Genomic DNA, 21,423 nt, shown 5'->3' with positions numbered 1-21,423 from the left:
TCCGATGCTCTGGCTGGGCAACCGTTCGTCACGGTCGTCCGGCACGAAGCAGAAGGTTGAAATCCTTCCTGACCTTCCGCGACGTTTCCTTGAGATGTGCTTCCAGCACACCGAAATCCGGCAGGTCGGCGACCGCCAGAAGCAGATCCGAAAGCCCCGGCGGAACGTCGTCGCGCTCGAAGGCTCCGGTGAGGCACAGCCGAGTCATCTGGGTCAGCGCCAGATAGAGTGCATAGGCATCAGCAAGCTCCTGCCTGACCCCGGCATCGGCAAAGCCCGGCGCCAGACGGGACAGGATCTCGGCCGTACCGGTGACGCGCGGCCCGGCTTCGACCCTCGCGGTGATCACCGCCACCTGGGCGATGAATTCGAGATCGATCAGACCGCCGGGAATGAGCTTGATGTCCCAGAGATCACGCGGCGGCTTTTCTGCCTCGATCATGGCGCGCATGTCCGCGGCCTCGGACATCACCTTTGCAGCGTCGCGCGGTTGGCCAAGCACTGCGGCAACTTCCGCTTCAACCTCGCCGCACAGGCTGGCGTCGCCTGCAATGGCGCGCGCCCGCGACAGCGCCATGTGCTCCCACGTCCAGGCCTCCTGGCGCTGGTACTTCTTGAAGGCATCGATGTGGGTGGCCACCGGACCCTTGTTGCCGGATGGCCGCAGCCGCAGGTCGAGCTCGTACAGCACCCCTTCCGCGGTTGGCGCGGACACCGCTGATATCAGCCGTTGCGTCATGCGGGTGTAGTAGTGCGAGGGCGCCAGTGGCTTGTCGCCGTCGGAGTCCTCGGCGTCCGGCTCGTGGTCGTAGAGCAGGATCAGGTCGACATCCGACCCGGCGGTCAGCTCGCGGCTGCCGAGCTTGCCCATGCCGAGCAGCGAAACCGCGCCGCCGGCAATCGTGCCATGGCGTACCGCGAATTCGGCCGTCACCGCCTGCAGCGCCGCCCCGATGGTGAGATCGGCCAGGTCGGAAAAGGCGCGGCCGGCCCGGGCCGGATCGATCGAGCCGGCGAGCAGCCTGACGCCGATCAGGAATTTCTGCTCGGAGGCAAATATGCGCAGCCGGTCGAGCACGTCCTCATAGGCCCTGTCGCCTTCGAGGAAGTCGGAAAGCCGCCCCGACAGATAGGCGCGATCGGGCAATTCCGTCAGCAGGGCGGGGTCAAGCAGGCCATCGAAGACATGCGGCCGGCGCGTGATGATCGCCGCCAGCCGGGGTGCAGCACCCATGATCGTCGCCAAGAGCTTCAACAGGGCCGGATTGGACTGCAGCAGTGAAAAGAGCTGGATGCCGGCGGGCAGGCCGGCAAGGAACTCGTCGAAGCGGAGCAAGGCTTCGTCCGCCCGGCGCGTCTGGCCGAAAGAGCGCAGCAGCGCCGGCGTCAATTCCGTCAGTCGCTCGCGTGCCTCCGCCGACTGAGTGACGCGATAGCGGCCGAAATGCCAGCCGCGGATGACGCGGCAGATGTCGCTCGGCCGCTGGAAGCCGAGGCCGTGCAAGGTCTGCAACGTATCGGGATCGTCGACATCACCGGTGAAGACCAGATTGCCGATGCCCGTCGAAAGCTCCGGCGCGGTTTCAAACAGCGCGGCGTAGTGGCGTTCGACCTGTTGCAGCGAGGCGCGGAGCGCCAGGGAAAAGGCAGCCGCATCGGCGAAACCAAGCATGCGGGCGATGCGCTCCAGCCCCTTATCGTCGTCCGGAAGCGTGTGAGTCTGCTCGTCGGCAACCATCTGCACGGCGTGTTCAACACGGCGCAGGAACCAGTACTGACGGGCGAGCGCATCGCGCGCATCGGCGGTGATCCAGCCGCGCGCCGCAAGCTGGCCGAGCATCGGCACGGTCTCGCGACCACGCAGTTCCGGAAAGCGGCCGCCGGCGATGAGCTGCTGCGTCTGGACGAAGAACTCGATCTCGCGAATGCCGCCACGCCCGAGCTTGACGTTATGCCCCTTCACGGCGATCTCGCCATGGCCCTTGTGCGCGTGGATCTGGCGCTTGATCGAGTGGACGTCGGCAATCGCCGCGTAATCCATGTATTTGCGCCAGATATAGGGCTGAAGCTCCTTGAGGAAGGCCGCCCCGGCGGCCAGATCACCGGCCACCGGCCGCGCCTTGATCATCGCGGCGCGCTCCCAGTTCTGGCCGCGCGCCTCATAGTAGCGCAGCGCCGCTTCGACAGGGATCGCCAGCGGCGTCGAACCGGGATCGGGGCGCAGCCTGAGATCGGTGCGGAAGACATAGCCGTGCTCGGTGCGGTCCTGCAGGATGCGCACCAGACGGCGCGTCAGGCGCGAAAACAGCTCGGTGGCGTCGAGGGGATCGACGATGGCGGGCGCCTCCGGATCGAAGAAAACCACAAGATCGATGTCGGAGGAGAAATTCAGCTCATGCGCACCAAGCTTGCCCATGCCGAGCAGGATCCAGCCCGATTGCCGCGACGGATTGTCGAGATCCGGCAGTTTGAGCTTGCCCTGGCCATGCGCGTCACGCAGCAGGAAGTCGACGGCGGCGCGCGCGCAGGCATCGGCCAGGTCACTCAACCGCCGTACCGTCAGCGCCGTTTCGGCCTCGCCGGCGAGATCGGCCAGCGCGATCAGGAAATGCGCCTCGGCCTTCGACTGGCGCAGTTCCATCATCAGGCTGGATTCCGAGATTGCCTCGGCCAAATGCGCGCGATCGATCGCGGCACCGATCGCTTTCAGCCGAGCCTCGACCGTCTGGTCGAAAAGCCCGTCCAGGATCCGCGGCCGGCGACGCGCCGTGTCACGCAGGAACGGCGACAGGTCGAAGACAGCTGCCAGGAAGTCCTGGCCCTCCCCCTTGCCGGCCAGGAATTTGGCCAGCCGCGCCAGGCCTTCTTCGCGTGCCGCCGAGGCGATCTCGGCCAGTTCCTGCCGCGCGTGGCTTTCGTCCAGGGGAGAAAGCCTTGCCGCCGCCTTCAACAGCCACTCCGCCTCCGCCCGCTTTGCAACCGCGCCCATCAATGATCCTCCCGTGCGGGAAAACTCATGACCACGGATAATCCGGGATTGCCAGGCAAGAGATCAAGCCGGCCATTGTGAAATATCATCACGGCCTTGGCGAGGCTGAGACCGAGACCCGAACCGGGCTGCGAACGGCTCTTCTCCAGCCGCACGAAACGTTCGGTCACTCTAGCGCGGTCGGCATCGTCCGGGATGCCCTGGCCATTGTCGGTGACGGAAAGCCTGATTTCGCCGCCAACGCGACCGAGCGTCACGCGGACGGCGGGTTTGGAGGTGGAATCGGTCGAGTATTTGATGGCATTGTCGACGATGTTGGACAGCGCCTGGCCAATCAGCTCGCGATTGCCGTTGACTATGAAGGCGCCATCCGTCGCGGCTTCGAGCGAAACGTCAGCCTCTTCCGCCACCGGCTCGTAAAGCTCCACGACATCGCGCACCGCCGCCGCCAGATCGACGCGGTTGGTGTTTTCGGAAGAGTAGCCCGCCTCCAGCCGGGAGATCATCAGGATGGCATTGAAGGTCTTTATCAGCTGGTCGGACTCGGCAATCGTGCTTTCCAGCGCCTGACGGTAGTCGATGGACTTGTGCTTGCCGGAAAGCGTCGCTTCGGCGCGGTTGCGCAGCCGCGTCAACGGCGTCTTCAAATCATGCGCGATGTTGTCGGAAACCTGCTTCAAGCCTTCATTGAGCGTGGCGATCCTGGCCAGCATGGAATTGAGGTTCTCGGAGAGACGGTCGAACTCGTCACCGGCCCCGGTGACCGGCAACCGGCCCGACAGGTCGCCGCCCATGATGCGGCGGCTGGCTTCCGACACACTGTCGATGCGCTTCAGCGCGGCGCGGCCGACAAAGAACCAGATCAGCAGCCCGCCAACTCCCATCATGCCGAGCGCCAACGTCAAGGCGCGGCGGATGACGGCGCGAAGCCGCTCCGGCTCGCCAAGGTCGCGGCCGACCAGCATGATCATCTGGTTCGGCAGGCGAAGCACCAAGGCAATGGCGTTGTGACCCTTTTCGCCTTGTGCCTGCGTATCGTTCTGATCGGGTGGTGTCGTCGTGCCCTGTTCAGCAGGCAGATTGCGCAGACGCTCGAGCTCTCCCTCGCCAAAGCGCTGATAGGAGAACGGGCTGCTGGTCCAGCCTTCGTTTTCCAGAACGCCCGGCTCCAGGCTCTGCACGTTGCCGGTCAGGATCTGGCCATTGGCGTCGGCGATCAGATAGAGGTTGGCGCCAGGCTGGCGGGAACGCTGTTCGACCACGCGCACCAGGATAGGCAAGCCGCCGCGCTGATAGGCGCGAGCCAGGCCGAGCACCTCGTCGTTGATGGTCTCCTGCGTCTGCGCGGTCAGCATGCGCGCCGACAGCGAGGTCATGTAGAAGACAAGCAGAACGGCGCAGAGTGCGAAGAGCAGAAGATAGAGCGCCGAAAGCCGCGCTGCCGTCGTCTTCATGATGGCTGGCACGGAAAGAGCCATGCTGCTGCTAGCCGCTTTTCAGCATATAGCCGGCGCCGCGAACCGTATGCAGGATCGGCTTGTCGAAACCCTTCTCGATCTTGCCGCGCAGCCGCGAGACATGGACGTCGATGACGTTGGTCTGCGGATCGAAATGATAGTCCCAGACGTTTTCGAGCAGCATGGTGCGCGTCACCACCTGGCCGGCATGGCGCATCAGATATTCGAGCAGGCGGAATTCGCGCGGCTGCAGCGTGATCTCGCGCGCCGCGCGGCGGACCGAATGCGACAGCCTGTCGAGTTCGAGATCGCCGACACGGTAGACGGTTTCGGCTTCCTTGGCACTGGCGCGCCGGTTCAGGACCTCGACGCGGGCCAGAAGCTCGGAGAAAGCGTAGGGCTTGGTCAGATAGTCGTCGCCGCCAGCGCGCAGGCCGGTGACCCGGTCATCGACTTCGCCGAGCGCCGACAGGATCAGCACCGGCGTCGTGTTGCCCCTGGACCTCAGACCGGTAATGACCGACAGGCCGTCGCGGCGCGGCATCATGCGGTCGATGACCATCACGTCGTAGTCGCCGGCATCGGCGAGCGCGAAACCGGTTTCGCCATCACCGGCGACATGCGCGGTATGGCCGGCCTCGGTGAAGGCTTTCTGCAAGTAATCCGCGGCCTCGCGATCGTCTTCTATGACGAGAATCTTCATCGGACTGTTATACGCGATTTCGCCGGAAGGTTGAGTAGCAGGCATCTGCATTGTGGCCTTTGCCAAAGCGCATCGCGATCAAGATGATTGGAAGCCGCGCGCGATGAAAATCCTCGTTCCTGATGTCGTTTCGTCAAGATTGCTGAAACGCGTTTTTGGAAATGTGCGGCAGCGGGCGATGGGAGCCCGCTGCCGCCGGAGGAGAGCACGATGACTGACTAACGTGCTCGGCTCCATGCTCTCCCGTGCGGCGGCTCGGGGGTGTTTGAAACGGCCGCACTGGAAAAGTCGAACCTGCCGCCTCCGAAACCGAACTGCGGTTCCGGAGCCAGCGTCAGCCCTTGGCGACGGGCAGCGCGACGAAACGGTTGTTGTCGTCGCGGGTGATCTGCATCAGCACTGCCTTGCGGCCGGATTTGACCGCTTCGGTCATGGCCTTGGCGACGTCCTCGGTGCCGTTCACTTCGGTCGAGTTGACGGCGGTGATGATGTCGCCCGGCTGGATACCGCGATCGGCGGCATCGCTGTCCGGATCGACGTCGGTCACCACAAGACCCTTGCCGTTTTCGGACTTGGTGACGGTCAGACCGAGATCGGCCAGGGTGTCGGGTTTTGCCGGAGCGGCGGGCTGCTGCGGCTGGTCGGCCGAAGCCTGCTTGTCGCTCGTGGGCAATGTGCCGAGGTCGACCTTGACCGTCTGGCTCTTGCCGTCGCGCCAGACCGTGACATCGACTGATTTGCCGGGCGAGTAAGCCCCGATAAGCCGGGCAAGTTCCTTCGGCGAAGCGACGTCCTTGCCGTCGACCTGGGTGATCACGTCACCGGCCGATATGCCCGCCTTCTTGCCGGGGCCGTTGTCCTGGGCGCTGGACACCAAGGCTCCCTTGTCCGACTTCAGGCCAAGCGAATCGGCGATGTCCGCCGTGACCGGCTGGATTTCCACGCCAAGCCAGCCGCGCTGCACGCTGCCGCTCTTCATCAGGTCCTGCACCACCTGCTTGGCGGTCGAAGCCGGAATGTCGAAGGCGATGCCGACGCTGCCGCCGGAAGGCGAGAAGATCGCGGTGTTGATGCCGACGACCTGGCCGTTGAGGTTGAAGGTCGGGCCGCCCGAATTGCCGCGGTTGACCGAGGCATCGATCTGGAGGAAGTCGTCATAAGGACCAGCGCCGATATCGCGGCCGCGGGCCGAGACGATGCCCGCGGTGACGGTGCCGCCGAGCCCGAACGGATTGCCGACGGCCACCACCCAGTCGCCGACGCGAACCTTGGAATCGTCGGCGAAGTCGACATAGGTGAACTTCCCGACACCGTCGACCTTGAGCACGGCGAGATCGGTGCGCGGGTCGGTGCCGATCAGCTTGGCGTCGAGTTCCTTGCCATCATTCATCACCACGGTGAAGGCCGAGCCTTCCTCGACGACATGGTTGTTGGTAACGAGATAGCCGTCATCGGAGATGAAGAAGCCGGAACCCTGCGCAACCGGCCGCGGCTGGCCGTTGTTGTGGTCACGGCGTCCGAACCGGCGATGACCGTCCTCATTCTGGCCGCCCTGGTCGCCAAAGCCGCGGAATTCCTTGAAGAAGCGGCGCAGCTGCGGATTGTCGGGCATGTCGTTCATGCCATCCTGACCATCGGACTGGTCGGAGCCATCGTCCGCCGCCGGGCTGATCTTGGCCTTGACCTTGACGCTGACCACGGCCGGCGAAACGCGCTCGACGACATCGGCGAAGCCCGGCACCTGCGGTGCCTCGACGCGCACGGCATCAGCCAGCACAGGCCCGGTTCCGGTCGTCAGCACGCCGACGCCGATCGCACCGGCAACGGCGACGGACGCGACGGCAGCCATGAGACGCTTGCGGGTGACGGAATATGAATTGGGGGCAATATTCATGGGTCTCGTATCCTCTTCAGATGGACGCGCTTGATCGGCATCCTCGGGAAAGGAGACTTAGAGAGGCGCACATTACAGCGCCATTTCCGACACATGAAACTTTGGTAATGTTCGCGGGTGACCGCAGCCGTCAGTCGCGGCGCAATATGGCGTCCAACGATGCCTGTTCTTCGGCCGACAGGGATTTCGTTGCCAGCGTGCGGCGCGACCGCGCCGTCAGCAGGATGAAAAAGCCTCCCACCAACAGCAGGATGACCGGCGTGCCCCACAGCAAGGCATTGCGCGGCTCGAAGCGCGGTTTCAACAGCACGAACTCGCCGTAACGCGACACCACGTAATCCATCACCTGCTGGTCGGTATCGCCGGCAACGAGGCGCTGGCGCACAAGGATGCGTAGGTCGCGAGCAAGATCGGCGTCGGATTCATCGATCGACTGGTTCTGGCAAACCATACACCGCAGGCCTTCCGAGAGCACTCGCGCCCTCGCCTCCAGCGCCGGATCGGCCAGCATCTCGTCCGGCTTCACCGCCAGTGCCGTGCCGGCAAAGAACAGGGCCAGCAGCAGCACAATCGAGGTCAGCGAAAGCCTCGCGCTCATGGCAGGCCCGCGGACGTCACGGTGCTCGCCTGCCTGCGGCGGCGCGATGGGGCGCCGACGCGCAGGCGCCTGTCCATCAGCGACATGGCCGCGCCCGCCATCATCACCAGGCCGCCGCCCCAGATCAATGTCACCAGCGGTTTCCACCACAGACGCACCACGACCGAGCCATCCTTGCCCTCGTCGCCGAGCGAAAGGTAGAGCTGACTGAACCAGAGCGTCTTGATGCCGGACTCGGTCGTCGTCATCTGCCGCACCGGATAGAAACGCTTGGCGGAACTCATTTCGCCAATAGCGCTGCCGCTGACGCCGATCAGCTCGAAGCGGCCACGATCCTCGCTGTAGTTCGGCCCCTGGGCAGGATAAAGCCCGACGAAACGCAGCGTGTGGCCGGACAATTCCACCGTCTCGCCGGCATGCATCGACAGGATTTTTTCGGTACCGAAGCAAAGCGTACCGACGATGCCGAGCGTGGTCAGGCCAAGACCAAGATGGGCGAAGGCAGTGCCGAAGACCGAGCGCGGCAAGCCAAGCAAGCGCTTGACCATGATCCCCGTTGCAACATTGCCAAAGCCGGACTTGACGGCAAGGTCGGTGAGCGCGCCGAGGATCAGCCAGACGGCAAGGCCGACGCCAAGCGCCGCGAACACCGAGGCGCCGTCGATGAACAGAGCGGTGACCAGCGTTACCAGAAGGGCCGCGGCAAAGGCCACCATCAGGCGCTGCGCGGCGGCGAAGACGTCGCCACGCTTCCAGGCCAGCAGCGGACCGAAGGGAACCATCACCAGCAGCGGCACCATCAACGGCCCGAAGGTCAGGTTGAAGAACGGCGCGCCGACCGAGATCTTGTCGGCTGAAAGGGCCTCTACGGCCAGCGGATAGAGCGTGCCGACGAGCACAGTCGCGGTGGCCGTGGTCAGGAACAAATTGTTGAGGACGAGCGCGCCTTCGCGCGAAATCGGATGGAACAGACCGCCGGCCGTCAATCGGGAGGCGCGCAGCGCGAACAACGCCAGCGAGCCGCCAATGAACAGTGTCAGTATGCACAGGATGAAGATGCCGCGCGTCGGATCTGTGGCAAAGGCGTGCACTGAGGTCAATACGCCCGAGCGCACCAGGAAGGTGCCGAGCAGCGACAGCGAAAAGGTGAGGATGGCGAGCAGCAGCGTCCAAATCTTCAGCGCCGAGCGCTTTTCCATGACGATGGCCGAATGGAGCAGCGCCGTGCCTGCCAGCCAAGGCATGAAGGAGGCATTCTCGACCGGATCCCAGAACCAGAAACCGCCCCAGCCGAGCTCGTAATAGGCCCAGTACGATCCCATGGCGATGCCGCCGGTCAGGAACATCCAGGCGACCAGCGTCCACGGCCGCACCCAGCGCGCCCAGGACGCGTCGATGCGCCCCTCGATGAGAGCGGCTACCGAGAAGGAAAAGCAGATCGAGAAGCCGACATAGCCGAGATAGAGCAGCGGCGGGTGAACGGCGAGACCGAGATCCTGCAGGATGGGGTTGAGGTCGCGGCCTTCGATCGGCGCCGGATTGAGCCGGAGGAACGGATTGGACGTTGCCAAGATGAACAGGAAGAAGGCGGCGCCGATCGCCCCTTGCACGGCAAGCACGTTGGCGCGCAGCGTCGCCGGCAGGTTGGACCCGAAAGCAGCGACAAGCGCGCCGAAAAAGGTCAGGATCAGCACCCAGAGCAGCATCGAGCCTTCGTGGTTGCCCCACGTTCCGGTGATCTTGTAGATCAGCGGCTGCAGAGAATGCGAGTTTTCCCACACGCTCGCCACCGAGAAGTCCGAGCTTGCATAGGCGCTCGCCAGCGCCATGAAGGACAGCGCCGTCAGGGCAAAGCCGGTCACCGCGACCGGACCACCGACAGCCATCAGGCGCTGGTTGTTCAAACGCGCGCCAAACAGCGGCACGATCGTCTGTACCAGCGAAAGCGCAAACGCGAGAACCAGGGCGAAATGTCCGGTTTCAACCATCATGGCGTCCAGACTTTTGTTTTGCCGCGGATTCCTGCCGCAAAACCGTGGGGCACTTTTGCGGAAACTGCCTATTCACTTTTGCTTTCCTCCCACACGCCCTTGGCCTTGAGCTTGTCGGCCACGTCCTTGGGCATATAGTTCTCGTCATGCTTGGCCAGCACGCTGTCGGCGACGAAGACGCCGCCCGCGTCAAACGAGCCTTCGGTGATTACCCCCTGCCCTTCCCGGAAAAGGTCGGGGAGGATGCCGGTGTAGCTGACCTTGACGTCCTTCTGGTTGTCGGTCACCGAAAAAGCCACCGTGGCACCCTGGCCGCGCTCGACGCTACCCTTTTCGACGAGGCCGCCCAGCCTGATGCGCTGGCCGGGCTGCAGGCTGGCGGTGGTCAGGTCGGCGGGCATGTAGAAATAGGAGGCCTTCTGGCCGAGCGCGTAGAATGTCAGTCCGGTGGCGGCGCCCAGAAAAGCCAGCCCGCCCGCGATCACCGACAGTCGTTTCTGCTTGCGCGTCATTCTGGTTACTCCGTTGCCGTCAGGCCAAGCGAGGCGGCAAAGGCGGTGAATTTCTTCGCTTCGTCACTGTCGGCCCCAAAGACGGCAATGGCGCGACCCAGCGCGTCACGCGCCTGATCGGCCTTGCCCAACACGACATAGGAACGAACGAGCCGCATCCATCCTTCCGCGTCACGTGGGTTTTGCCGCAATTTGTCATCGAGGCCGGCGACCATCGTGTTGATCATGGCTTCCCTGTCGGCGGGAGACATGGCGGAAGCGGCGTCGATATCGCCGGCACCGGGACCGTTCGCGGTGCTCCCGGAAGCGACCTCGGGGCTGCTGGATTTCGCCAGCGCCTGCTCGACCGCGCTGCGCCATGGCGAATTCGGCGGCAACTTGCCCAGCATGGCCTGCCAGGCCGTGACAGCCTCCGCGCCGCGCCCCTCCTGCGCCAGCGCCACGGCCAGGTAGAAGCTGGCTTTCGCATTGGCCGGATCGAGCTTCAGCGCCGCTTCGAACGCATCCTGGGCATCGGCCGAGATAATGCCGCCCGCAGCACTGGCGATCGCCTCGCCAAGACCAGCCTGGCGATCGGCGCTGTCGCCATCGAGACGAATGGCGTTGCGATACGCCGCTGCCGCATCGGAAAAGCGCTGCATGCGCAGATAGACCGGCGCCAGCACGTCCCATCCCCTGCCATCGGAAGGATTGGCGGCGAGATGGGCTTCCGCCCGCGCCACCAGTTCGTCGACCGAACTGTCGGCCGGATTCTTGGCCAACCGCTCGCTGAGCGGTTGCGACGGCAGATCGGGCGAGCCGAGCTGGCTGTAGAGGCCCCAGCTGACAAGCGGCACCACCAACACGGCCGCGGTTGCCACCAGCCTGGCCGCGACCGATGCGCGCCTGGCGGATGCCTCGCCGGCCACTTCCGCATTGTCGAGGCGAAGGATGCGACGGGCGATCTCTGCGCGCGCCTCAGTCGCCTCCCCCGGCTGGATCAAGCCGCGCGCGGCGTCGCGGTCGAGCTCGGACAACTGATCGCGATAGACTTCCAGATCGTGATCGCCGCTCGACGACGCGCCCTTCGAGCCGCCAGCCAGCGGCAGCAGTACCGCCAGGCTTGCGCCCAGCGTGAGAATTGCGGCTATGACCCAGAACAGCATGGTTCTTCCAATAACGGCAGAGCCCTGCCCTGCCAACTCAGGCATCCTGCGACGCTTTGACGGCAGGCGCGCCGCATGTCCTTGATCGACATCAATCGGCCGGATCCCAGCTGGACCCAACTGGTTGTCAGGTCAGCGGCGTCCAGCTGCCGTCGGCGTTGCGGCAGGCGGTTCCGCGCGCCGTGACCCCGGCCCCGCCGTTAAACACCGTCTGTGTGTACTGGCGGCAGTCCTGCGACCCGACGCGGTAGGGCTGGGCCGGAACCACCTCGCCATAACGCGAAGCCTGGGCGCCCTTCCACGTCACCTTCTGGCCACTGTTCGTATATTCGAGCGCCTTGTATTCAGCCTCGAGCGCACTGCGCTTCTCGGCATCGCTGAGGCCGGCGCCGATCGACCCGCCGATGAGACCGCCGCCCATCGCGGAAATGATCGTCGTGGTGACCTTGCCACCGCTGGCCGGAGGCGTCGCGGCGAGCGTCGGTGCGATGGTGGGGCCCTTGCCGCTCAGGGTGGTGCAGCCGGATACGGCCAGCAATGCGGAAACGAGCGCGACGCGAATCTTCATGCCAACAACCGGTTTTCTTGAGTTGGAGCCTGCCATGGACGAGCCGCGGGCCGCGTCATCGAAGAAGTCGGCGTGGCCATAGTATTGATATTTGTCGGAAATTTGGCCGGGGCCGGTCGCCGCGGAACAATCGACATGCCGCCGATAACATGCCCCGCCCATCGATGTCGATTGACCCTGGAAAGCGTCATTGAAGGCTCCGCAACCGCACCACCGCCTTCAATCCGCCCATACCGGACCGTTCGAGCGCCAGAACGCCTCCATACTCGTTGACGAGGTCGGCGACAATGGCCAGCCCGAGACCTGTTCCGGGCTTCGTCTCGTCCAGGCGCCGTCCACGCTTCAGCGCGTCGCGCGCCTTGTCCTCGGGAATGCCAGGACCGTCGTCCTCGATGGCGATCTCGAACAGGCTGGCCGTATCATCCTTGCCCGTCAACGGCACGACCGACACCGAGACGGCGCTCCTTGCCCATTTCATGGCGTTTTCGAGGAGATTGCCCAGCAGTTCCTCCAGATCCTCGCGCTCGCCGGCGAAGACGATCTCGGTGGCCGGCAGCGACAATGACAAGCTCGTTTGCGGGTTGAGCTTCTGCAAAACCCGCACCATGCGCTGCACCAGCGGCGCCACCGGCGTGCGGTAGACGACGCTGTCGCGTTGCGCCGCGACACGGGCGCGTTGCAGATAATGCTCCACCTGCTTCTGCATGGAGGCGGCCTGCTCGGCGATCAGTTGCCCCTTGGCGCCGCCAAGCGCCCGCCCCTCGTTGAGCAGCACCGCGAGCGGCGTCTTCAGCGAATGGGCGAGATTGCCGACCTGGGTTCGCGACCGCTCGACGATGCGCCGGTTGTTTTCTATCAGCGCGTTGGTCTCGTTGGCGAGCGGTTCGATCTCGGCCGGAAAGCGGCCGTCGAGCCGCTGCGCGGTGCCTTCGCGCACCATGGCGAGGGCATTCCTGACCCTGCGCAGCGGCTGCAGGCCGAGCAGGATGGCGATCGCGTTGATGGCGATCATGCCGACGCCGAACAGAGAGAGATAGGTCAGCAGGCGGCGCTGGAAGGTGGAGATTTCCTGTTCGAGTTCGCTCTGGTTGCCCATGACGCGGAAGCGCGCGGCGCGGTTCTTGGCATCGAGAACGAATTCGCTCTCGAACACTTCGAGTTGCTCGCCGTCGATGCCTTCGGCAGCATAGCTGCGCTGGAAGCTGGAGTTGAAAGGCACCTCGGCGACGCTTGGCGAAGGGATGTTTTTTGTCATCGACGACGAATGCAGATCGCCATGCACGCCTTCCGAGGCGGGCTCAACAGACCAGTACCAGCCCGAATTCGGCTCCGAGAACCGGAGGTCGCCAAGGTCGGGCGCGCCGGTCAGCGCTCCCGTATCGGAAATACCGACGGAGCCGATCAGGTTGAACAGATGCGCCGACAGCAGGCTGTCGAAGCCGCGTTCGCTGGCCTGGCGGTAGAGCGTAGTGATCAGGGTGAAGATGACGACAAGGGTCAGGATCGCCCAGACCGTGGAAAAGGCGATCACGCGGAACGTCAGCGAACGCGGCCACAAACGCAGCGAAAGCGGCGTCCCTGCGAGTGGTTTGAGCGGTTCCGAGTTACGCCTCCGGCTCACGCATGCGGTAGCCCATGCCACGCACGGTTTCGATCATGTCGATGCCCATCTTCTTGCGCAGCCGCCCGACAAACACCTCGATGGTGTTGGAATCACGGTCGAAATCCTGGTCGTAGAGATGCTCGACCAGTTCGGTCCGCGAGACGACCTCGCCCATGTGGTGCATCAGATAGGCAAGCAGGCGGAATTCGTGCGACGTCAGCTTCAGCGGCACGCCGTCGACATCGGCCTTCGATGCCTTGGTGTCGAGGCGAAGCGGCCCGCAGGTCAGTTCGGACGAGGCATGGCCGGCGGCGCGCCGGATCAAGGCCCTGAGCCTGGCCAGCACTTCCTCGATGTGGAACGGCTTGGTGACATAGTCATCGGCGCCGGCGTCGATGCCGGAGACCTTGTCGCTCCAGCGGTCACGCGCCGTCAGGATCAGCACCGGCATCTTGCGGCCGCCGCGACGCCAGCGCTCGACCACGCTGATGCCGTCCATTTGCGGCAGGCCGATGTCGAGTACGACGGCGTCGTAGGGCTCGGTGTCGCCGAGGAAATGGCCTTCCTCGCCGTCGAAGGCGCGGTCGACGACATAGCCGGCATCGACCAGCGCGTCCGATATCTGACGATTGAGATCCTTGTCATCCTCGACGACGAGTACGCGCATGCGGAGTTCGATACCTGTTGAAGAACTTGGTGAGATATAGGCCGATTCCGGCGGCCTGGGAAACGTAGCCCTGCAAGACGGAGGATTGGGTCAGTTCAGCGGAACGACGATTTCGGAGCGGCGCGGACGCTGTCCGTCCTTGCCCGGGACGAGCACGACGATGACGCAGACCGGCTGACCGCCGCGGGTCGATTGCGAGGCCTTGGCCAGCGTCCCGCCGTTCTGCTCGGCCACCTGCTGACCGATCGCGTAGCAATCGGACGCCGCCAGCAGGATCGGGCTGGCCTGGTCGGGCGCGATGACCGGTATCGCCAGCGCCTGCGACGCAAACAGGCCGGCAGCATAGAGCGCCAGTGTCGCGGTTCGGAAGTGGGAGCGAAGCGTTTTCATGGCCGGCGTTGTAACGCATCGGTGCTGAACGTGAAATGAACAGTGAACGCTGCCAAGACCATGCCGCTACCCCCTGAAACATGAGACAACCGACCAGAGATCTCGCCGCCGACCCGGCGAAATCCTGGAAACGTCAGTCTAGACTCCGTTTCGATCATATTGAAAGCGTATCAGGCACTTTCCTGCGTCAGCGCACGAAAGCGCAGCAGCCCGTGATGCACCAACAGGTCCTCGTCATAACGGGCCTCGGTGAATTCCAGCGACAACCGCGTCTGGCCGCGAGGGCCAATTACCAGCGCTGCGTCGGCAAGGCGTGCCTTGATGGCGTCCATAATGGCAAGCGTTTCGGCCTCGCCATGGGCTTTCGACCAGACGTGCAGCGTAATCAACTGATCATCGCGGTTCTCGGCGCCTGTGTCCCAGTCAAAGGCGCAGGTCTGGCCGCAAGTCACATACGGAAAGGCGACGTTTCCGGTTGGACTTTCCACCAGCCCGGCGCCGCCCAGCAGCGCCGACAGCGACGCGTCGCCTTTCAGTCTCAGAAACAGTGCCTGCTGCAGATCGCCAGGTGCGGTCATCGTCCTTTTCCCCTAACCGTTGCGCTGCCGGCCATTGCTGCCTTGCCAGATATAGCCGTTCGCCACGCAGTGACGATAGCGATTCGTCATCGGCAGCATGAATGCCGATGATCTGGAAAATACGATCCGACAGAGGGCAGCCCAGCCATGATGCCCGGGAGCGGATCCCGTCGTATGTGATGGATCGCTCGGCGGCTCCGCTTTTCGGCTGGAAGATTGCCGCAACCAGCCTGGCCGGACAAAGGCACATCAACGTCGACAGCCCGGTGGCCGGGCCGCCATGCACCCGGCGATCGAAATTCCGGACTCGCGATATGACGATTTCTGTGCTGTCGGGGGCGCCGCAGCTCATAGCCGACAACGCCTGTGCCAATCTATTTGTGATCGGCGAGGCTAACCGGCACTTGCGTGACGCCGACAAGTGTCGAGGCCGGTGACGAAGTCATCGGCGATCTGGGCCGGTTCGGCCGCGTCTCGGTGAGATTTGTCTGAATTCGCTCCGTGCTGCCTGACCGCACCGCGGTTCAGAAATGCCCAACGGATTGCAGGATCAAAACGCTTGAAAGACCGAGCAAGGCGAAGCCATAGAGCCGGTCGATCCACACTGCGTTCGGGCCGGCCAACAGCTTGGCTGCCCGTGAGCCAAGCGTGGCGTAAAGCATCAGGACGAAAACATCCGACACAGCAATGATAACGGCCAGAACCGCGTATTGCATCGCGATTGGCTCGTTCGTGTCGACAAAGGCCGGGAGGATGGCTGGAAAGAGCATCCATGCTCCGGGATTTGTGATTGCCACCACGAAACAACGCAGGATCAGTGTCCTGGCCGAGTGAACCTTGTCCGGAAAGCCTGGGTCGAGTGCATATCGCGCCGCGGTGGAGGTGCGAAGCGCGCCAACGGCGATGACAAGCAGATAGAAAGCGCCGACCATCCTGACAGCTGAGAGGTAGAATTCCGAAGCCACCAGCAGCGCTCCGAAGCCGAGCCCCACCATGCAGGCAAGGACGAAGTCCGAGAGCACCACGCCGGCCATGCCAAAGAAGGCGTGCCTGACCCCGTAGCGTGATCCGTTGGTAATGGCGAGCACGACATCCGGCCCTGGAACCGCCATCCCGAGTACCGATATCAAGGCAAATGTCACCAGCGGCAGGTTTTCCATGGCGCTGGATAGTGTGCTGGAGGCACGCCTTCCGTAACGTCCTTCACATAGCGGTTGGGACTGTCGAGGATGCCCGCATGAACCGAACGCGTTACGGTTGGACGGCTTCGTCTAATGCGCCCCACGCAGCCTGACCACGAAGCTGCGCACCGCCAGCACCAGCACCGTGATGATGATCAGGATTACCGACAGCGCCGCGATCGCCGGATCGATGTTGTCGCGCAGGCCCATCCACATCAGCCTCGGCAGCGTGATGGCATTGACCGAGGTGATGAACAGCGTGACACCGATTTCTTCCCAGGACAGCACGAAGGAGAGCAGTGCCGCGGTGATGATGCCGAACTTGATGTTGGGCATGATGATGCGGGTGGCGCGCTCCCAGACCGTTGCGCCGAGGCCGCGCGCGGCTAGGTCGATGCGGCGGTCGAGCTGGCTGAGCGCAACCAGGATCAGCACCGTGGCGAAAGGCACCGTCATCACCGAATGCGCCATGGCGACGCCGAGCCAGGTGTCATAGCCGAAGAACGAGCTGACGCCCGACATCGAGGTCAACAGGAAGTAGAGCGTGATCGCCGACACCACCGGCGGCACCACCATCGGCAGCAGCACGAAGCCGACAAGGGCTGCCGTGAAGCGCGGCTGGAACATCCAGACGCCAAGACTGAAGCAGAGCGCCAGCACGGTTGAGAAGGCGCTGCTGACGATGCCGATGCGGATCGAGAGCAGGATGGAATCGATCCAGCGCGGATCCTCGATCAGTGCCCGGTAATGGCGCAGCGACAGTTCGCCGGACGGCATCGCCAGCATGCGGCTCGGCGTCAACGACACCGGAATGACGGCGAGCAGCGGCATCAGCAGGAACAGCGCCACCAGAGCGGCGATGACCAGCGAAACGGGACCGGGGCGATAGGTCGGCATCAGATCAACTGCTTCGGTCTGACATAACGGAACAGCAGCGCCATCAGCGCGCCGACGAACAGCACCAGCACGACGCTGATCGCCGCGCCCAGACCCCAGTCCGGGCTCTGGAATATCCTGAGGTAGATCAGCTCGGCGATCATGACGCTGCGGCCGCCACCGAGGATCGCCGGCGTGACGAAGAAGCCAAGCGAGAAGACGAACACGATCATCGCCGAGCCGATGATGCCGGAGCGCGTCATCGGCACGAACACCGTCCAGAAGGTGCGCATGCGGCTGGAGCCCAGCCCGCGCGCCGCCAGAAGCACGCGGTCGTCGAGGCTGCGCATGGCCGACGCCAGCGGGAAGACGGCGAACGGAATGAGGAAATGCGTCATGCCGACGATGACGCCGAATTCGTTGCGCACCAGCGCCAGCGGTTCCGAGATGAAGCCGATCGCTTGCAGCCATGTGTTGATCAGGCCGCGATTGGACAACAGCGCCACCCAACCAAAGGCGCGCGTCAGCACCGAAATCCAGAATGGAACCAGGATGCAGAATTCGGCGACAAGCCTCTGTGCCGGGGTTCCGCGCACCCAGACGACGGTTATGGCGTAGGCGGCCGCCACAGAGACCAGTGTGACGATGGCAGCGATGCGCAGCGTGCGGATGAACACCGACTGCACCAGATCATCGGTCAGCAACGCGTTGTACTGGCCAAGCCCCGGCGTCGGCAGCGTAAAGCTCCATTTGACGACGCCGAGGAAAGGCCAGGCATAGGCCAGCACAAGAAACAGGAGCAGCGGCGCCATCAACAGCGCCGCGCCCATCCTGTCGGAGAGATATGCTCTCATCTGGACCCGATTATCCCGGCCTTGGTCAGGCGGAGATGATCTTGGTGTACTCGTCGAGCGCGGCCCCGTAGTTCTTGGCGTACCAGTCCATGTCGAGCGCGATCTGCTTCTTCATGTTCTCGGGGTCAACCGGGTTGATGCGCTTCTTGTCGGCGGGGATCAGCGCATCGGCGGCCGGGTTGGCCGGGCCCTGCCCCAGCTTGTCGAACATGACGAGCTGCTTTTGCGGATCCTGGGCGCTGGCGATGAACTTCATCGCCGCGTCCTTGCCGCCCGGGTTGCCCTTGAGCACGGCGAGCGCGCCGGGCGAGATCAGGCCCTGGTCCCAGATGAACTTGATCTTGCCGCCCGAGTCCTGCTCGATCAGCGAGGCGCGGGTCGACCAGACGATGGCCATCGAAGCCTCGCCGTTGAGCAGCACGCTCTGGCTCTCGGCGCCGCCGCCCCAATAGGCGACGACATTTTCCTTGAAGGCGGCGATCTTGTCATGCGCGCGCTTGAGGTCGAGCGGGTAGAGCGAAGCCGGTGCGATGCCGTCGGCCAGAAGAGCGGCTTCCCAGCTCGACACACCCCATTTGTAGAGCGAGCGCTTGCCGGGGAATTTCTTCACGTCGAAGAAATCGGCCATGCCGGTCGGTGCGTCCTTGCCGTATTTCTCGGAATCGTAGGCGATGACGTAGGAGAAGAAATAGGTCGAGGCGGCATAGTCCCAACCGAAGCCCGGCCGCATCTTCGTCTTGTCGACGATCTTGTAGTCGATCGGCTCGAGCATGCCTTGCGCACCGAGCGTGATGGCCGAGAACGGATCGACGTCGACGAGGTCCCAGGTCGGCGCGCCGCTCTTGAATTGCGCGGCGATGGCGCCTTCGGTCGGACCCGATCCGTCCATCTTGACGGTGATGCCGGTGTCCTTGGTGAAGGCCTGGCCATAGGCGGCGTCATAGGCGGTGATGGCGTCGCCGCCCCAGTTGACCAGCACCAGTTCCTTGGCCGCAGCAAAGGCTCCGGTCGAGCGCAGCAGCATCGGCGTGCCGGCCAGCACGAGCGCCGCCAGTTGCGTGAATTGCCGGCGCGAGATCTCGCCGCGACCTGCCCTGGCGGAGAGGTTCTCGATGGCTTGTTTCTTGGTATCATGTGTCATGTCAGTTCCCCTTTTTGTCGTTGATCGTACCGGAAAGCGGTGGCGCGAGTGTCTCGCCACACCGTTCGTCATCGTCCTCCATCCGGAAGGAGGAAACCCTTTTCCGCTGGCCAGGTCAGCCAGACGGAATTGCCCTTGCTGAGCGCGGCGGCGGCAACCTCGTTCGGCACTGAAACCGTGACCTTGGCGCCCTGGCGCGTCGTCAGGTCGAGCCGCGTTGCCGCACCGAGATAAGTCGAGTTGGTGGCTGTCGCGGTAATCCCATTCTCGCCCGCCGCCGCCTCGCTGGCGATCGACATGTATTCGGGTCGGATTGCCAGGATGGCGTTGCTGCCGATGCCGTTGGCGCTGCCGCGCAGGCTGACAGTGCGGTCTTCGCACAGACCGGTGGCGCCGTTGTCGGCGCTGCGAATCCCCTTGAGCGGCAGCATGTTGATCTCGCCGAGGAACTCGGCCACGAAACGGTTGGCCGGGCGGTCGTAGACTTCGTCGGGGGCGCCGACCTGCAGCAGTTTGCCATGGTTGAAGATGGCGACGCGCGACGACAGCGCCAAGGCCTCGCTCTGGTCGTGGGTGACGAAGACGAAGGTGGTGCCGGTCTCCTGATGCAGCCGCTTCATCTCGGCCTGCATCTGGCCGCGCAAGCCCTTGTCGAGCGCCGAAAACGGCTCGTCGAGCAACAGCACGCCCGGTTCGAACACCAGCGCGCGGGCGAGCGCGACGCGCTGCTGCTGGCCACCTGAAAGCTGCGCCGGGAGTTTCTTCTCGTGGCCGTTCAGCCCGACGCGCTCGATCATCTCGCCGACACGGCGCTTGATGTCGGCCGCCGATTTCTTGCGCACCTTGAGCGGAAAGGCGATGTTGGCTTCGACGCTCATATGCGGGAACAGCGCATAACCCTGGAACACCATGCCGGCTGCACGCTGTTCTGCCGGACGCTCGGTGATGTCGACGCCATCGCTGAAAAGCCGGCCCTCGGTCGGCTGTACGAAGCCAGCAAGGATCATCAGGAAGGTCGTCTTGCCCGAGCCGGACGGCCCGAGCAGTGTCAGGAACTCGCCACGGCCAATATCGAGGCTCAGATTGTCCAGCGCACGGAAGGAGCCGAAGCTCTTGCCGATCCCGATTGCCTTGATCTCCGCGGCTCGTCCGGGTTGTCGCATCCTGCCCTTTCCCTAACGCTCTGCGAAATCGTAGGCAGGGCGTCAGCTCACCGCAACCGAATAGTTTTCGCCGGATCGGCAAATTCCATTCATCTATCGATGCCCGCCGCCGCACAACGTATCCTACATCAACCCACACCGCGCAGCCTACATCAATAAGGGCTGGCCTGGTTCTCCGAGAGTTTGGAGCGGAGCCAGCCGGCAAAGGCTTCGAGCACGGGATGCGTGGCCTTGGCATGCTCGGAAACCAGGAAATAGGAGCGCGGCGATTTGATCGCGATGTCGAAAGGGCGCACCAGCCGGCCTTCGCTCAACGCGCGGCGGCTGGTCAGCTCGTCGCCCATGGCGATGCCCTGGCCGGCGATCGCCGCCGAAAAGACCAGGTTCATGTCGGAAAAGAAGATGCCGCCCTCGGTGTCGGGGTTTTCCACCTTCGACAGGGCCAGCCAGCGCGCCCAGTCCTCGGTGTCGCCGAGATGGAGGAGATTGGCGCGCAAAACGTCGGCGGGCTTCGAAAATCCGCCGACCTTGTTGAGCAACGTCGGACTGCACAGCGGCGTGAAGGAGATTTCGCACAGAAGCTCGACCGCGCGGTTCGGCCAGTTGCCGACGCCAAACGCGATGAACGCGTCGGCCTCGGCATTGCTGACGTCGTCGAGGCGCCGCGGCGTCAGGATACGCAATGCGACATCTGGGTACATCTGCCGGAATTCGCCGATATGGGTGCACAGGAACAGCGAGGCGAAGCCCGGCGTACAGCTGACGCTGAAAGAACCGCCAACGCCGGTGCCGGCATGGCGCGTCACAGCATCGCCAAGCACGGTGAGCGCCTTGCGCACGTCGCTGGCGTAGCGCTGGCCGCGTGGCGTCAGCGCCACGCCCTTGCCAATGCGTTCGAGCAGGTCGAAGCCGAGGTCGCGTTCCAGCAGGCGAAGCTGGTGGCTGACGGCGCTGCGGGTCAGGTGCAGTTCGTCGGCGGCGCGCCAGACGCTGCCATGGCGAGCGAAGCTGTCGAGGGCGCGCAACGCTTGGGTGGACGGTATTCGCAAGAGGCCTCAGGTGAACCGAATTTGCACGAGCCGGGAAAACATATCACTTTTTGGCAAGCCGCTT

At 64.0% G+C, this 21,423-nt stretch carries 19 protein-coding genes and 1 pseudogene; 1 reads left to right on the top strand and 19 read right to left on the bottom strand.

What is annotated here, in order from left to right; genetic code table 11:
- Positions 1–28: 28 nt before the first annotated feature.
- The 13 genes from NR193_RS03805 to NR193_RS03745 form a co-directional block, all read right to left on the bottom strand.
- A complete protein-coding gene (locus NR193_RS03805) occupies positions 29–2,989 on the bottom strand; it encodes a bifunctional [glutamine synthetase] adenylyltransferase/[glutamine synthetase]-adenylyl-L-tyrosine phosphorylase (protein WP_256749543.1) in 2,961 nt (986 codons plus the stop codon).
- Entirely contained in the window at positions 2,989–4,467 is a 1,479-nt protein-coding gene (locus NR193_RS03800; RefSeq protein ID WP_256749542.1) for an ATP-binding protein, read from the bottom strand. The genes NR193_RS03805 and NR193_RS03800 overlap by 1 nt, the downstream gene beginning before the upstream one ends.
- Before the next feature lie 7 nt (positions 4,468–4,474).
- Entirely contained in the window at positions 4,475–5,149 is a 675-nt protein-coding gene (locus tag NR193_RS03795; RefSeq protein ID WP_167365012.1) for a response regulator transcription factor, read from the bottom strand.
- A gap of 334 nt (positions 5,150–5,483) precedes the next feature.
- Positions 5,484–7,043, bottom strand: coding sequence for a Do family serine endopeptidase (locus NR193_RS03790; RefSeq protein ID WP_256749541.1), 1,560 nt, complete (start codon positions 7,041–7,043; stop codon positions 5,484–5,486).
- Positions 7,044–7,173: 130 nt separating this feature from the next.
- Positions 7,174–7,641 carry a cytochrome c-type biogenesis protein gene (locus NR193_RS03785; protein WP_256749540.1) on the bottom strand — a complete coding sequence of 156 codons (468 nt, stop codon included), beginning with the start codon at positions 7,639–7,641 and terminating at the stop codon, positions 7,174–7,176.
- Positions 7,638–9,629, bottom strand: coding sequence for a heme lyase CcmF/NrfE family subunit (locus NR193_RS03780; protein ID WP_256749539.1), 1,992 nt, complete (start codon positions 9,627–9,629; stop codon positions 7,638–7,640). The genes NR193_RS03785 and NR193_RS03780 overlap by 4 nt, the downstream gene beginning before the upstream one ends.
- 71 nt (positions 9,630–9,700) lie before the next feature.
- Positions 9,701–10,144 (bottom strand): cytochrome c maturation protein CcmE, encoded by a 444-nt coding sequence (ccmE, locus tag NR193_RS03775; RefSeq protein ID WP_256749538.1) that lies wholly within the window; start codon positions 10,142–10,144, stop codon positions 9,701–9,703.
- A gap of 5 nt (positions 10,145–10,149) precedes the next feature.
- Positions 10,150–11,289: a c-type cytochrome biogenesis protein CcmI gene (ccmI, locus tag NR193_RS03770; RefSeq protein WP_256749537.1), complete on the bottom strand. Its 1,140-nt coding sequence runs from the start codon at positions 11,287–11,289 to the stop codon at positions 10,150–10,152.
- A 127-nt stretch (positions 11,290–11,416) separates the two neighbouring features.
- The gene (locus tag NR193_RS03765) at positions 11,417–11,857 is read right to left on the bottom strand and encodes a hypothetical protein (protein WP_256749536.1); all 441 of its coding nucleotides are present in this window, start codon (positions 11,855–11,857) and stop codon (positions 11,417–11,419) included.
- 187 nt (positions 11,858–12,044) lie between these two features.
- Positions 12,045–13,478: an ATP-binding protein gene (locus NR193_RS03760; RefSeq protein ID WP_309145394.1), complete on the bottom strand. Its 1,434-nt coding sequence runs from the start codon at positions 13,476–13,478 to the stop codon at positions 12,045–12,047.
- Positions 13,462–14,127, bottom strand: a complete 666-nt coding sequence (locus NR193_RS03755; RefSeq protein ID WP_023812809.1) for a response regulator transcription factor — start codon at positions 14,125–14,127, stop codon at positions 13,462–13,464. Before NR193_RS03755 ends, NR193_RS03760 begins: the two co-directional genes overlap by 17 nt.
- Positions 14,128–14,217: 90 nt before the next feature.
- Complete coding sequence (locus tag NR193_RS03750; protein ID WP_256749535.1) at positions 14,218–14,517, bottom strand: hypothetical protein; 300 nt, start codon at positions 14,515–14,517, stop codon at positions 14,218–14,220.
- A 170-nt stretch (positions 14,518–14,687) separates the two neighbouring features.
- Complete coding sequence (locus NR193_RS03745; protein WP_256749534.1) at positions 14,688–15,095, bottom strand: DUF3168 domain-containing protein; 408 nt, start codon at positions 15,093–15,095, stop codon at positions 14,688–14,690.
- A gap of 164 nt (positions 15,096–15,259) precedes the next feature.
- On the opposite strand from NR193_RS03745, the pseudogene NR193_RS03740 reads away from it, so the two are divergent.
- Positions 15,260–15,490 (top strand): annotated as a pseudogene (locus tag NR193_RS03740) (hydratase); the annotation flags it as partial.
- Between the two features lie 129 nt (positions 15,491–15,619).
- On the opposite strand, the gene NR193_RS03735 reads toward NR193_RS03740, so the two are convergent.
- The 6 genes from NR193_RS03735 to NR193_RS03710 form a co-directional block, all read right to left on the bottom strand.
- Entirely contained in the window at positions 15,620–16,255 is a 636-nt protein-coding gene (locus tag NR193_RS03735) for a LysE family translocator (RefSeq protein WP_256749533.1), read from the bottom strand.
- Between the two features lie 111 nt (positions 16,256–16,366).
- Positions 16,367–17,173: an ABC transporter permease gene (locus NR193_RS03730; RefSeq protein WP_256749532.1), complete on the bottom strand. Its 807-nt coding sequence runs from the start codon at positions 17,171–17,173 to the stop codon at positions 16,367–16,369.
- Positions 17,173–18,006 (bottom strand): ABC transporter permease, encoded by an 834-nt coding sequence (locus NR193_RS03725; RefSeq protein ID WP_256749531.1) that lies wholly within the window; start codon positions 18,004–18,006, stop codon positions 17,173–17,175. The genes NR193_RS03730 and NR193_RS03725 overlap by 1 nt, the downstream gene beginning before the upstream one ends.
- Before the next feature lie 25 nt (positions 18,007–18,031).
- On the bottom strand, positions 18,032–19,147 hold the full coding sequence (locus NR193_RS03720) for an ABC transporter substrate-binding protein (protein WP_256749530.1): 1,116 nt from the start codon (positions 19,145–19,147) through the stop codon (positions 18,032–18,034).
- 68 nt (positions 19,148–19,215) lie between these two features.
- Positions 19,216–20,310: an ABC transporter ATP-binding protein gene (locus NR193_RS03715; RefSeq protein ID WP_256749529.1), complete on the bottom strand. Its 1,095-nt coding sequence runs from the start codon at positions 20,308–20,310 to the stop codon at positions 19,216–19,218.
- A 152-nt stretch (positions 20,311–20,462) separates the two neighbouring features.
- Positions 20,463–21,359: a LysR substrate-binding domain-containing protein gene (locus NR193_RS03710; protein WP_256749528.1), complete on the bottom strand. Its 897-nt coding sequence runs from the start codon at positions 21,357–21,359 to the stop codon at positions 20,463–20,465.
- Positions 21,360–21,423 lie beyond the last annotated feature (64 nt).

Origin of the sequence: Mesorhizobium sp. Mes31 (assembly GCF_024519675.1) — a bacterium.
Classification (GTDB): domain Bacteria; phylum Pseudomonadota; class Alphaproteobacteria; order Rhizobiales; family Rhizobiaceae; genus Mesorhizobium.
This window is presented reverse-complemented; position numbering and strand designations above follow the sequence as displayed.